General features: G+C 48.6%; 10 protein-coding genes. 4 read left to right on the forward strand and 6 right to left on the reverse strand.

Annotated elements, in window-relative coordinates; translation table 11 throughout:
- Nucleotides 1–43: 43 nt before the first annotated feature.
- On the reverse strand, nucleotides 44–3,442 hold the full coding sequence (locus tag AC5FX6_RS03795; RefSeq protein ID WP_493595697.1) for a UvrD-helicase domain-containing protein: 3,399 nt from the start codon (nucleotides 3,440–3,442) through the stop codon (nucleotides 44–46).
- Between the two features lie 176 nt (nucleotides 3,443–3,618).
- On the reverse strand, nucleotides 3,619–4,155 hold the full coding sequence (locus tag AC5FX6_RS03800) for a hypothetical protein (protein ID WP_493595698.1): 537 nt from the start codon (nucleotides 4,153–4,155) through the stop codon (nucleotides 3,619–3,621).
- Nucleotides 4,156–4,816: 661 nt separating this feature from the next.
- Between AC5FX6_RS03800 and AC5FX6_RS03805 the strand changes: the two genes are divergently transcribed.
- Nucleotides 4,817–6,667 carry a DEAD/DEAH box helicase gene (locus AC5FX6_RS03805; RefSeq protein ID WP_493595699.1) on the forward strand — a complete coding sequence of 617 codons (1,851 nt, stop codon included), beginning with the start codon at nucleotides 4,817–4,819 and terminating at the stop codon, nucleotides 6,665–6,667.
- A gap of 347 nt (nucleotides 6,668–7,014) precedes the next feature.
- Here AC5FX6_RS03805 and AC5FX6_RS03810 read toward each other — a convergent pair whose 3' ends face one another.
- The 3 genes from AC5FX6_RS03810 to AC5FX6_RS03820 form a co-directional block, all read right to left on the reverse strand.
- On the reverse strand, nucleotides 7,015–7,458 hold the full coding sequence (locus AC5FX6_RS03810) for a ferritin-like domain-containing protein (protein ID WP_493595700.1): 444 nt from the start codon (nucleotides 7,456–7,458) through the stop codon (nucleotides 7,015–7,017).
- Between the two features lie 80 nt (nucleotides 7,459–7,538).
- On the reverse strand, nucleotides 7,539–8,771 hold the full coding sequence (locus tag AC5FX6_RS03815; protein WP_493595701.1) for a BaiN/RdsA family NAD(P)/FAD-dependent oxidoreductase: 1,233 nt from the start codon (nucleotides 8,769–8,771) through the stop codon (nucleotides 7,539–7,541).
- Nucleotides 8,772–8,862: 91 nt separating this feature from the next.
- Nucleotides 8,863–9,690 (reverse strand): SDR family oxidoreductase, encoded by an 828-nt coding sequence (locus AC5FX6_RS03820; RefSeq protein WP_493595702.1) that lies wholly within the window; start codon nucleotides 9,688–9,690, stop codon nucleotides 8,863–8,865.
- Between the two features lie 81 nt (nucleotides 9,691–9,771).
- Between AC5FX6_RS03820 and AC5FX6_RS03825 the strand changes: the two genes are divergently transcribed.
- Nucleotides 9,772–11,226 (forward strand): phytoene desaturase family protein, encoded by a 1,455-nt coding sequence (locus AC5FX6_RS03825; RefSeq protein ID WP_493595703.1) that lies wholly within the window; start codon nucleotides 9,772–9,774, stop codon nucleotides 11,224–11,226.
- Nucleotides 11,227–11,434: 208 nt separating this feature from the next.
- Nucleotides 11,435–12,322, forward strand: a complete 888-nt coding sequence (locus AC5FX6_RS03830) for a DNA/RNA non-specific endonuclease (RefSeq protein WP_493595704.1) — start codon at nucleotides 11,435–11,437, stop codon at nucleotides 12,320–12,322.
- A 66-nt stretch (nucleotides 12,323–12,388) separates the two neighbouring features.
- On the opposite strand, the gene AC5FX6_RS03835 is transcribed toward AC5FX6_RS03830, so the two are convergent.
- Nucleotides 12,389–12,793 carry a nuclease A inhibitor family protein gene (locus tag AC5FX6_RS03835; protein ID WP_493595705.1) on the reverse strand — a complete coding sequence of 135 codons (405 nt, stop codon included), beginning with the start codon at nucleotides 12,791–12,793 and terminating at the stop codon, nucleotides 12,389–12,391.
- A gap of 121 nt (nucleotides 12,794–12,914) precedes the next feature.
- On the opposite strand from AC5FX6_RS03835, the gene AC5FX6_RS03840 reads away from it, so the two are divergent.
- Nucleotides 12,915–13,793: an SDR family oxidoreductase gene (locus AC5FX6_RS03840; protein ID WP_493595706.1), complete on the forward strand. Its 879-nt coding sequence runs from the start codon at nucleotides 12,915–12,917 to the stop codon at nucleotides 13,791–13,793.
- The last annotated feature ends 57 nt before the right edge of the window (nucleotides 13,794–13,850 follow it).

Raw genomic sequence — 13,850 nt, forward strand, 5'->3', positions numbered from 1 at the left:
TTAGATGTAATGCGTACTTATAGCTTAAATATTGCCTGCTTATTTAGAGCGCCAGCCCCATCTGCAGGCTCTTGCCACCGTAGGACCATTCGTATAGTTCTTCTGTATCGAAGTAGTAAAGCAGGCATTTTACTTTCTCGTAACCGAGCTGCTTAAAGCGCACAGCGTAGTGGTCAAGTTTGTTACGGTGCTCTTCCAGTGGCGGTGGCAGTTTGAATTCCAGCAGCACGACCTGATCACCATCAAATACCACTCTGTCGGGCTTGTAAAGATAGGCGCGGGCATCGAGCAGTTCCTTCTCGTGTTCTACAATGACCTTTTCCGAAAAATAATGGCTGATCTTCGGGTGATTTACCACCTCCAGCAAGCGGTCTTTTAAAGTACCTTTCTCGCGGTCGCTGATAATGCCCTGGTACACCATCTGACGCAGCACATCGTCCAGTTGCGCAGCAGTCAGGATGCGGGAAAGGGCATAGTGCAGCTTCTTGTTCTGAATGCGCTGCTCAGTCTGTGTTTCAAAGTCGAAAACATTATTGGCATGTTGCTTTAACTGGAGTCGCTGCGCCCAGTCGTTGGTTTGCAGGTAATCCAGGGTATACACCGGTCCGATCTCTCGGCTACCGCTGTCCTGCGCCTTGGGCTCTCCGGCGTATACCTGGTAGCAAAGTTTTCCGGGCTCCCACAAGCCCTCGGTCACCAGGTAGCGGTACAGCAGGTGACTCACATTCTTGGCTGTCCCTTCCAGTGCTTTCTGCGCCTTTCTTTCTTCAAGCAGATCCTTCGCATTGCCGATCAGGTATAGCCTGTCCTTTGGGCGGGTGAGCGCCACATACAGCATGTTCAGGTTTTCAATAAAGGTCTTTTCGATCTCAGTGTTGTATTGATGGGCCAGTTCAGTATGCTCCAGGCGTGAACTGATATTGACAGCCACACTGCGCAATTTGCCCATCACTTTGTTATCATCAGACAAACGGCTCCACATCAAGGCCCTCGTCTGCGGCTCCGTGCTCCAATCGGCAAACGGAATGATCACGATCGGGTAAGCTAGCCCTTTGGCCTTGTGAATACTGGTAATGGTGATGGCATTTCGGTCTTTTGGGGTGTTGATGCTCAGTTTTTCCTTCTGCACATCCCAATAAGCCAGGAAGTTATTCAGGTTGTTGCTGTTCTTAAGGCTATACTCCAGCACTAGGTCCAGGAAGCGGAATAGGTACTCGCATTCGTTGTTATGGCCCAGCAAATTGAAAATACGAATCAGCTGCTCGGTGAGTTCATAGATCGACAAGTTGCCTGTCTCACGCTCTTTCACATCAAAGCCCTCTTCACGCAAATAGTCAAAGAACAGCTTCGGGTCGGCTTGATTAGAGATGCGGGCGATTGTTTGGGCCAGCTCCGTGGTAGGCACCTTGCCAGTGGTCACGGTATGGATCAGGTATAGCGCCTCTGACTTGGCGAGCGTGTCGTTCGGACGGTTGAAGACCCGGAACATGGCAATGATTACATTGATCACTTCCGCAAACTGCAGTGAAAGCGAGTCCTGCGAAATAATATCGTACTGCTTCTCTTTCAGGAAATTGGCGATCAGCTTACTTTTTGCATTAGTACGGCACAGGATAGCCATGTCCTTTAAGGTATAGCCATCTGCCAAGCCCTGACGCACAAGTTCGATCACCATGTTCAGGGTACTCGCATCGTAGCTCAGTACCTGCTCATGGGTATAGTCATCGTAAAATTCTTCTGTCCGGACACAGCTGTTCAGGTCGTATTTGAAGTTCAGGTCGTCCGGGTAGGTAAACATGATCTGCACCTTGCCACCCGCTTTTCCTGTTGTGGGAGCCTCCTGCACAAATTTATCGTCGTAGATAGAGGTGAAGGTACCATATACCTTGTGTTGCTCACTGAAGAAGGTAAACAGCTTGTTGTTGAACTCGATGATCTCGCGTCGACTTCTGAAGTTTTGCTGTAACTCATCGGGAGCCAGGTTTTCACGCACTGATTCATAACGCTCCCTGATCATGTGTCCATGGCGCCGGTTTTCATAAAGCAGGTGCGTGTTATTCTTATAGAGATGCAGGATCTGTTCCATCTCACCGCCACGCCAGCGGTAAATCGCCTGCTTGGCATCGCCCACCACCATACTAAAATGTCCGGAAGCCAGGGCGTTATCGACGAGCGGCAACAGGTTGTTCCACTGCAGTACCGAGGTGTCCTGAAACTCATCGATCAGGATGTGGTTATACTTCTCCCCAAGCCGCTCATATATAAATGGCACCGGCTCCTGCAGCACAATGTCGATGATGCGCTTGTTGAACTCTGAAATGTGCACGGTATTACGATCAAGCTTGATCTCCTGCAGACATTTTTCCAGTTCATTCAGCACCGATACTTTGTACAGGTGTGGCACTACTGCTGAGATCAGGGTAAAGGTACCCGCAAACTGTTCTTTGATCGACTCAATGTTATAGTAAAGATCGGTGAGCAGCTGTCTTATTCCGTCAATTTGGTTTTTAATAGCGGTAGAGGCCTTGCCGGCATACCACTTGTCTTCTTCCACTGTCTGGCGGGCGTAGTTGTTGCCGTAAGTCAGGTCTGCTTCACGGTTAAACTTTGTAAAGTAGCCAACAAGTCCGCGATTGCCCTGGTAGAAGTCAGCAGGGGAGAGGCCTGCCTGAGTAATGGCTTGCAGCGCTTTGCCGGCATCTTCCTGTAAAGCGCCCAGTATACCTTCCTGTAAGTCCTTGAGTTGTTTTCTTATCTCTCTGAAGTCCTCCAAAGTAAGTCCTTTCAGGTCCGTTACCGCTTCGTATACCTGTTCATTGAGCAGGTTCTTGGCAAAGTCGGCCAGGTCGTCGGCCAGCGTGTTCCAGCTTCGTCCTTCACGGGCTTTTTCCAGTGCATACTGTTCCAGGGTCTCAGACAGCAAATCGTCCTTCCGGTTACTGACCTTATCCAGTAGCAATTGTACGGCTGTGCTAACCAGGGTCTGGGAGTCCAGGTCTACCTCAAAGTTGTAAGGGATATTAAGCTCTTTCGTAAAGGCCTGAACGATCTTGTTAACAAAGCTATCGATCGTGCTGACAGAGAAGTCACTGTAGTTATACAGGATCTGTGTAAATAATTGTCTGGCACGCTGGCGAATCTGCTCTATGTCAAACCTTTCGTCCGGAAAGCGTTGCTGCAGTTCAGCCACGATCTTTCCGAGCAAGTCTTCGCTCTTCTGCTGTTCTGCTGTACTCAGGTTAGGATTATTGAAGTTGCGCAAGGCCCCCAGTATGCGCTCCTTCATTTCAGCGGCGGCATCGTTGGTGAAAGTAATGGCCAGGATAGAACGGTAATAATCCGGGTCAGAAGTATGCAGCGCCAGCTTCAAGTATTCTTTGGTCAGGGTATAGGTCTTTCCGGAACCTGCTGAGGAAGAGAGTATCTTGAAATTTTGCGACATAGCTTGCGGAGGTTTAACGGGATTCTAAAGATACAGCTACTGTGTGGCTTATGCCAGTACCTGGCTCCAAAATAATATATACCCCATAGCAAGTGATTGTCGGTCAAGGTATAAAAAACAAAAAGCTCCACCGCTTGCGCGAAGGAGCTTTTGCCTTTCTAAATTTGAGTAAAAGGCTAGGCGTATACGATCTGCCCTTTCTTTTCCTCTTTATCTTTTGCGGACACATGGTCATGCACACAAACATTGCGCATGATACGAGCCATTGAAATAGAGTAGTCCGTGATAATACAGTGCTGCTGCTCGGTGCTCATCAGCGCTTTGCCACCTCCCAGCGTCAATTTATTAAGCTCAATCACTTCGTCAAAATTATGTCGCAGCATCTTGAGCGCCTTGAAAGACGGCTCGTTATAGTACATCGGGATAACCTGACAGACGGCATAGCTTCCTTTTGCACGCTCCTTCGCAATCATGCTACACAAGTTAGACGCGTTCATTTTATCAAGGTCGGAGATGATCACAAAGAACACCTTTGCTTCACTTCTGTCTGACTTAATGATGGCATTGCTTTGAAGTAGGTTGCGTGATACTTTGGCACCCTTCATGAAATCCTCATCTTTCAAGATCTTATTATGGATCTTAAAGGCAAGCGCACCAGAAGCGATTAAATGAAAGTCTTTGCTTTTAGCTGTGATTTTGGAGAAGTGTAACATAATTAGAAAGGATTAAAGGGTTAAAAATCTAGGGTATTTTTATAGGTGAAATTTCTTTCACACATCTTTTCATATATTTTTTTTGCTTTCAAATGGATGAGCAGGGTGGCGTAGGTATAGCCTAGGTCAAAGGATACGCTAAAGGCTATCCTAAATAGTAAGCTAAATTTATGCTGTTAAAATTAAACTGGTTTTCATCCAGTAGTACACTAAACTACGTGCAATATATTGGATATACCAATGAAAAATTTTAATAATAGTTAACAGCCTGATTTAAAGTGCAAATGTCCTCTTTTTACGGGTAAATGAAATTGGTGTTTCTTATTTCAATAATAATTTGGAATATTTTGACGCAAAATAAAAAAGAATTTGAAATAAATATAATCGTTCACTAATTTCTCAGAACAATTTTATAATTGAATAATACCCAAATACTTGTAACCGGTGGATTTATAATATATTACAACGCATGACGATGATGTCATTTATTATGCGTACCTTTGCAGCCGATTTGGAATCAGTCTGATTTAAGTAAAACTGGCTACACCGCTGTTAAAGCAAAACCTGGTTGATTTTTATTCTTGTCGGACTTCTTTCTCGTAAAGAAGGGTTTATGGACAGGCTGTCTCCAGACGTAGTGTAAAAAGTTATTATAATCAGAATGAACAAAATCAGATTTGACGAGCTTCCGCTTTCGCCGGAAGTACAGCGTGCTATCGCTGACATGGGCTTCGAAGAAGCATCTCCCATCCAAACAGAAGCAATCCCGGTAGTACTAGAAGGACGCGACATTATCGGACAGGCCCAGACGGGTACCGGTAAGACGGCCGCTTTTGGTATACCTACCATTGAAAGCATCGACGAGAACGATCGCAGTGTACAGGCACTTATCCTGTGCCCGACACGTGAATTGGCTATTCAGGTAGCCGGAGAAATCCAGAAACTTATTAAGTATAAGCCAGGCATCAGCATTGTGCCTATTTACGGTGGTCAGGCGTATGACCGTCAGCTGCGTGCCCTTAAGCAGGGTGTGCAGATCGTGATCGGTACGCCGGGCCGTGTGATGGACCACATCGAACGCGGTACCCTGAAACTGGACAAGATCAAAAAGATCATCCTGGACGAGGCTGACGAAATGCTCGACATGGGCTTCCGTGACGACATCGAGTTTGTACTGAGCAAAATGCCGGAAGAGCGCCAGACGATCTTCTTCTCAGCTACGATGTCTAAGCCGATCATGGACCTTACTAAGCGTTACCAGAAAGATCCGGTGATCGTGAAGGTGGTGCACAAGGAGCTGACAGTAACTAACATCGATCAGGTATACTTTGAGGTGCGTAACTCTATGAAGCAGGAAGTTCTTTCCCGCATCCTGGACATGCACAACATGAAGTCGGTTATTATTTTCTGTAATACCAAGCGTATGGTAGACGAATTGGTAACCAACCTGCAGGCACGTGGCTATTTCGCTGACGCGCTTCACGGTGACCTGAACCAGAACCAGCGTTCTAACGTGATGGGCAAGTTCCGCAACGGTACACTGGAAATACTGGTAGCAACTGACGTGGCTGCCCGTGGTCTGGACGTGGACAACGTAGAGGCCGTATTCAACTACGACCTGCCGCAGGACGAAGAGTCTTATGTACACCGTATCGGTCGTACGGGCCGTGCCGGTAAGTCTGGCCGTGCTTTCTCTTTCGTATCTGGCCGTTCGGACATGTACAAGCTGAAGGATATCATGCGCTATACCAAAGCGAATATCCAGCTCCAGCAGGTACCTACTTACGAAGACGTAAACGAACTGCGTACCAGCGCATACCTCGAGAAAGTGCGTGAAGTACTTGAGAAGGGCAACCTGAGCAAGCACATCACCAAGATCGAGAGCCTGGTGAACGAAGAGTATACTTCACTTGAAATTGCTGCTGCTCTTTTGAAGATGACTTTGAAAGAAGCTAAAACAAAAGAAGCGGGCAAAGAAGCTGAAAAAGGTCTTGGTGGACCAAAAGCTGGTTTCGACCGTCTTTTCATCACCATTGGTAAGAAAGACCGTGTGCATCCAAAGGATCTGATCGATCTGCTGAGCCAAAACGCCGATATCCCTGCTTCTAAAGTAGGTGACATCGACCTATACGACAAGTTCAGCTTTGTAGAGGTTCCTAGCGAATATACAGCTGACATCCTGCAGAAAGTAGGTCGCATCGAAGTAGATGGCCGTATGGTGATCGTAGAGAAATCACAGAAGAAAGAAGGCGGTGCTGCCGGTGGTGGCAGAGAAGACTTCGGCTTCAGTGATCGCGGTGCTGATCGTGGCGGCGACCGTGGTGGCAAGCGCTTCGGCGGTGTCGACCGTGGTGGTTACGGAGATCGTGACCGTGGCCCTCGCAAGGAAGGTGGCGGATACGGAGGCGGTGGAAGTCGTTTCGGTGGCCGTGGCGACCGTGACTCTTTCAGAGGCGGTGACCGTCGCAGCAGCGGTGGCGATCGTGGAGGTTTCCGCAAAAAAAGATTCTAATTGACCGAACCTGCCCCAGGGCAGTTCGTATAAAAGGATATACAAAGCTTGAAGTGTAAAAAGCTTCGAATTGTTTAGAAAAGGCTGACTTGAAACGTCAGCCTTTTTGTTTTATAATTTTTTTCACGGACGGCGTAACTTTGGTTAAAGCCTCCCGTTAAAGAAGGTATCATAAAAAGGTTGGAAGATTATTCTACTGTTTTACGCAGTTAGAACTGATAAGCCTGACATCAGACGGATGTCAGGCTTATTATTTTTATACCTGTTTATACCTGCAGGGATAGGAAAGGCCACACAAAAAAGGAGCTGTAGCAGCTCCTTTCTGTTTTATACATCATTTTCTAAGATCAGGCACTGTCACGCAGTGAGCGGATGTGGTCGTGTGCGTTTTTAACGTCTTGGTACTGCTGTTCAATGATCGGCTTCAGATCACCTGGCAGGTTTTTCTCTTTGGCCTCTTCATAAGCTTTCACGGCATAGTCTTCACCACGCTCGCACTCCTCCAGTATACGCTTTCTGTCTTTTGATGAAAGAGCAGCTTTGATATCGATCCAGGCGCGATGCAGAGTTCCTTCAATGGAGCTTGACTCGTCGTCAGTCTTACCCATTTTGTGCAGCTGATCCTGCAACTCAGTAATCATACTATCGCGCTGCACAGCGTATTTACGGAACAGGTCTTTCAGGTCTTTGTCTTCTACGTCTTCGGCAGCAGTTTTATAGCCCTTTACACCGTCTTTGCATCTTTCGATGAGGTGGTGTACGGTTGAGTAAACTTCTTTATTAATTTCCATAGTGATATTTTTATTAGGTTTTGTATGCTGATGTACTGCTTTCCCTAAATTTTTGTTTCCAAAATGGATATATCGCTATGCTAGGATATGGGAGCGGCCATGGCCCGGCCTGCCAGGTAGCCCGTCGTCCAGGCAGCCTGAAAGTTAAATCCACCCGTAATGCCATCAACATCAAGCACTTCGCCCGCAAAGTATAAGCCCGGATGCAGGCGGCTCTCCATTGTTTTCATGTTGATCTGACTGAGGTCCAGGCCACCGCATGTTACAAATTCTTCTTTGAAGGTGGTTTTACCATCTACCTCAACGGGCATTCTCAGCAGCGCCTCTACGAGCTTATTTGTATGCTTGGCAGGGAGTTCAGACCACCTTACCTCGTCACTTATACCTGCTATACCTGTGAGTGCCTTCCACAGTCGTTGTGGCAGACCAAATAGTGGGTTGGTTGTCACTACTTTTTTAGGGTGTGCTTGTCTGAACTGCTGTAGCTGCTCCCGCAGGCTTTCTTCTGTTTGATCGTGCATCCAACTTACCAGGGCGGTGAAGCGGTAGTTCATGCCATGAAACAGGCGGGCGCCCCAGGCAGAAAGTTTCAGCACTGCCGGACCGCTATAGCCCCAATGTGTGATCAGCAAGGGACCTTCGTACTCGAGTTTCTGGCTGGCTATACGTACCCTGGCCTGAGGCACAGACACCCCTTGCAGCTCTTTGAGCGGCGAACCCGGTACATTGAAGGTAAACAGGGAAGGGACAGGTTCCTGTATGTCATGGCCCAATGCCCGCAACCAATCATAGCCCTGGCTTTTGGGACTACCGCCCGAACAAACCAACACCCGATCGGCATGCAGTTCGCGGTTGTTGTTCAGGTATAAGGTATAGCCTCCTTTGTCATGTAGTGGTACAATGCGCTCCACGGCCATACCTGTTTTTACTTCTACACCAGCCTTGGCGGCTTCGCGCTGCAGACAGTCGATGATCGTCTCAGAATTATCGGTGATCGGAAACATACGGCCGTCGACCTCTGCTTTCAACTTCACGCCACGACTCTCAAACCATGCGACTGTTTCCGTTGCCCCAAAGGTCTTAAATGCTTCTTTCAGCTGTTTGGCGCCGCGAGGATAATGCTGCGCAAAGACAGAAGGTGTAAAACAGTGATGAGTCACATTGCAGCGGCCGCCACCCGACACCCTCACTTTAGACAACAGCTTGTTGCTTTTCTCCAGGATGGTAACCTGAGCCTCCGGATTAGCCTGCGCGCACGCAATTGCACCAAAGTATCCGGCCGCACCGCCACCTATGACTATAACTTTTATCAAAATAACTTAATGTTGACTGTTTGTTGCTGATTGTTTGCGGTGTTAAGAAATGAAGCAGCAATGAACAATCAGCACTTCTGTTGCAAAGATACTAAAAGAAAGCCATGGGATCGGGATGGGAGAAGACATAGGCCAGGTCATCTTTCAGTTTCTGGCTGCTGATCAGTTTAAAACTCGTTTCTTCCATATCCTGAAAGGTAGGAGCTTGCAGACCGATGGCTTTGGTAGCGGCTACATAAAAGTCACGACGGCTCGGGTGCTCGTCAGCACAGGCGTTGTATACCTGGCCCCATTTCTTCTGAGCAATGATGCGCTCTAAAATGTTAAGGCAGTCTTCCAGATGAATCATATTAACGGGGGCATCGCCGTTTGGCAGATCATGCTTACCGGCCATAAAACGCCCCGGCTGCCTGCTATCTCCAACAAGCCCTCCAAAGCGCACCACGGTACATACCCAGTGCTCACTGTCCCGGAACATTCTCTCCACACGTAAGAGTGTATTGTCAGGATCCAGTTCATCGGTAAAGCTGGTGTCTTCTTCGGTCACGATGCGGTTAAGCTCAGGGTATACGGAGGTGGAAGACACAAAAAGAACCCGGCTGACAGGCGACTGCAAGAGTGCTTTCTTTAGCACATGCATCTGATGTAGGTAGCTCTCACCACCATCTGCGCGGAGTTTGGGTGGAATGTTCAGCACCAGCACATCTGTCTGCAAAAAATCACCCAGTACTTCTTCGTTTGAAGTAGAATCGGAGAGGTTGATCAGATAAGGGTTTATATCGGATTGGCGCAGGATTTCCAGCTTTTCCTCAGAGGTGGTTGAGCCATTTACACGCAGTCCGGACCGTACCAATCGTTGAGCTAGTGGGAGACCGAGCCAGCCGCAGCCCATGACGCTTATGTCAACTTTCTTTTGCATCGCTTTGGTGTTTTGGAGGTAACATTCCGTAAGCTCACTTGTTATCGTTTGCTACAAAGGTAATCCTAAAATTATACATTCATGCAGTACGACGTCATCCTGATCGGTTCTGGTTTTGGTTCACTCACAGCGGCAGCTCTGCTCGCCCACAGAGGACTGAAAGTAGCCGTACTGGAACAAGCCAAATACCCTGGTGGATGCGCTTCCTCTTATAAACGGAAAGGCTACTGGTTTGAGACAGGCGCCACGACACTGGTGGGCCTGGACGAGCACATGCCCCTGCGCTATCTTCTTAATGTGACAGGGATCGAATTGCCACTCGTAAAGCTTGACACGCCCATGCAGGTGCATCTCTCAGACGGACAGCTCCTGACACGCTACGCGAAGCTCGACGACTGGATAGAAGAAGCCGAGCGTGTATTTTGTCCTACGGGACAGCGGCCCTTCTGGGAGCACTGTTATGAGATCAGCCAGAAGGTATGGCGTACTTCGCTGGAGCAAAAATCCTTCCCTTTCTCCAATATCAAAGATCTGTGGCAGGCAATGGGAAGCGTACGACCGCATCAGTTGTCTTTGCTGCCCGGTGCCTTCAGAACCATGGAAGACTTGCTCGCCAGGTATGGCCTGCTAGACCATAAGCTTTTCAGGGACTTTGTAAACGAGCAATTGCTGATCACGGCGCAGAACCACCTGGGGGAAGTGAACGAGTTATTCGGTGCGACCGCTTTATGCTATACCTTATTCGGCAACTATTATGTAAAGGGCGGCATGATCGGCATGGCCCGGGCGCTCGAGCGCTACCTGCACAGCAAAGGGAGTACGATCCTGTACCGGCACAACGTCCATTCCATTACCCGTTTGCCAAATGGCTATGAAGTAAGTTGCATGGCAGGTACTTACCAGTCTCGCTTTGTGATCAGTGGCATACCGCTAAACAATACCTATCAGCTATTTCAGGATGATCGGGTGAAGCAAAAGTTGCAACCCTACCTGCTGCCATCGGCGAAGCTAAACGGTGCCTTTACCATGGCGCTGGTACTTCGTCAGGCACCTGCTATACCCGTGCTGCACCATCAGGTACATGTGCCCGGTGGCTTACCCCATATTGGCAGCAGCAGCTTCTTTGTGAGTTACAGCCACCCAGCTGACAGTGAGAGAGCACAGCAGGGAGAAAGGGTAGTGGCGATCAGTACACACGTCCCTGACCCGGCAGTGCTTCGCATCGAAGACAAAAAACAATTGGAAGAGGCGATCATTGAGAGGATGGAGGCATTGTGTCTACTAAGGCGTGCAGATATTATGCACCAGGATTCGGCAACGCCCGGCGCCTGGATCTTCTGGACACAAAGGGCCTATGGCATGGTGGGCGGCTACCCACAGTACCGTGACATAAAACCATGGCAAATGAAAGACGCCCGACTCGACCACAAAGGCGCCTATACCTGCGGCGACTCGGTGTATCCGGGGCAGGGAATAGTGGGTGTATGTCTGAGCGGTATCATGGCGGCAAACAAATTGTTGTCGGATCACTTTTAAATTTGACTGGCCTCAAACAGTGCAAGATGACAATTGCACTCAAATTCTTGATAAATAAATGTCTTAACATTGATTTTATATTTTTAATATGCTGTGATATAATGGTTTAAAGATTGTATATACACATATGAAAATATAACAATCCGATAATGTTTGATTGATTTTAGTGTGGCATCTTTGTTAAATCAATCAAATCAAACCTTATTGTATGTTAAAACAATTACAACGCATGATGTATCTGTCCCTGGTTGGATGGATGCTTGTATCCTGTTCGCAGGAGTCGGTGGTTGCTCCCGCTGATGAGCAAAATTTAGGGACCATCACCAGTATCGCCAATGCTACGGCGACAAAGGATGGCAACCGGGCCATGGGTAACCCGAGTGGTGCCAATACGAGCTACTCGAACTACCTGATTGACAAAGCGCAGTATTCAATGTCTTACAACACCTATCGAGGTACGCCCAACTGGGTGAGCTGGCACCTGAGCAGTGCCTGGCTAGGTAGCACGCCCCGTCAGGATGACTTCAGAGCTGATAATTCCCTGCCAAGCAGCTTTTACCGTGTACAGCCTTCAGACTATACCGGAAGTGGGTTTGACCGTGGCCACAATGCACCGTCAGCGGACCGCACACTTACCATCACGGATAACTCTGCGACCTTCCTGATGTCCAACATGATTCCACAGGCGCCTACCAACAACCAGCAGACCTGGGCTAACCTGGAGAACTACTGCCGTAAACTAGTAAGCCAGGGGAATGAACTGTATATCATCATGGGGCAGTATGGCAAAGGAGGAACAGGCAGCAATGGCTACAAAGAGACGCTGGCAGGAGGGAAGGTAACTGTACCTAACCGAATCTGGAAAGTAATTGTGGTATTGCCTGTGGGGACCAATGATGTAAGCCGGGTGACCACCAGCACACGGGTAATTGCAATTGACACGCCTAACTCCAACAGCATCAGCACCAGCTGGGGAAGCTACCGCACCACTGTTGATGCGATCGAAGCAAAAACCGGCTATAACATTCTCTCTAATGTGCCCTCTTCAGTACAAAGTGTGATCGAAGCCCGTGTTGACAATGGACCAACTTCATAAGGTATAGCCTTAGTGTTATGATACAAAAAAATCCCCGGCTGCTATAGTCGGGGATTTTTCTTTTCATCAGGTTTCGACCACCATTGTTTTAAGGCCTGCAATCTCACCGTTTGGAGTGCGGCCTAGTATGAGCACCAGTTTCTGCGTCTCGCCGACACGGTATACCTTGACATCCTGCAGGAGCTCGTGCAGCTTTTTCTCCAGGTGCTGGAAGCGCTTGGCCTGCTGCATGCCTTCTTCTCCAGCATCGGGTCTGGCATGTGTCATGTTCCTGAGAAAGTAGGCCAGCTCCATTTCCTCAAACGGATAGTCAGCCGGCATAGCCGCCAGTTTGAGCACTGTTTCTTCGTTCAGCTGTTCGCCCTGGAAATCTTCGGCCTGGTAAAATTCGAAAGGGGCATCCGTTTCACTCATCATGAGTAGTCCGTCGGTGGCCTCTTTCAGTTCGGTTTCAATTTGTTTTAGATCCATAGTTTTAAATGCTTCAGCAAAAGAATGCTTCTTTTACTCTTTTTGTCGTTGGAGGTTCTTATCTTTAGATAGTCAGCACTGAAAATTATACGTTAGCTCTTTTTAAAACAAACAAAATAAAATGATGAAGGCAGAACCTATGCTGAAAGAAGGCGCCCTGAAAGGGAAAACCATTGTAATAACCGGCGGCGGCACTGGCCTCGGCCGCTCCATGACAAAGTACTTTCTGGAGCTCGGCGCCAACGCCGTGATCTGTAGCCGCAAGCAGGATGTGCTTGATAAAGCCGCCGAAGAGCTGATGCAGGAAACCGGCGGACAAGTACTGCCTATTGCCTGCGATGTGCGCAAGTACAACGAGATCGAAGCCATGTTACAGGCTACCCTTGACAAATTCGGCAGGGTAGACGTACTCGTGAATAATGCAGCGGGCAATTTTGTGAGCCCAACGGAGCGCCTCAGCCACAAAGCCTTTGATGTGATCACCGACATTGTCCTCAAGGGCAGCTATAACTGCACGCTGACCCTCGGCAAGCACTGGATCGAGCAGAAGCAGGAGGGAACCATCCTCAACATCGTGACTACCTACGCCTGGACCGGTTCCGGCTATGTTGTGCCATCTGCCTGCGCCAAAGCCGGTGTACTGGCCATGACACGCTCGCTGGCCTCTGAGTGGGCCAAATACGGCATCCGATCCAATGCCATTGCCCCGGGACCATTCCCAACCGAAGGCGCCTGGACCAGACTTTTCCCAAAACAACTGGCTGACAAGCTCGACCCTGTGAAGCGTATACCTGTCGGCCGCTTCGGAGAGCACCAGGAACTGGCGAATCTAGCAGCCTATCTGGTGTCAGACTACGCTGCCTTTGTGAACGGTGAGGTCGTGACCATTGACGGGGGCGAGTGGCTTTACGGTGCCGGTGAATTCAATTCTTTCGACCAGATCCCGCAGGAAATGTGGGACGCCATGGAAAAACAGATGCGTGGCAAAGGCCAGCAATAGTTCATAGCATAAAATCTAAAATAGATCACTACCCAGGTATAATCCGGCTTTGTCAAA

It is taken from the genome of Pontibacter sp. LHS2 (assembly GCF_058932845.1).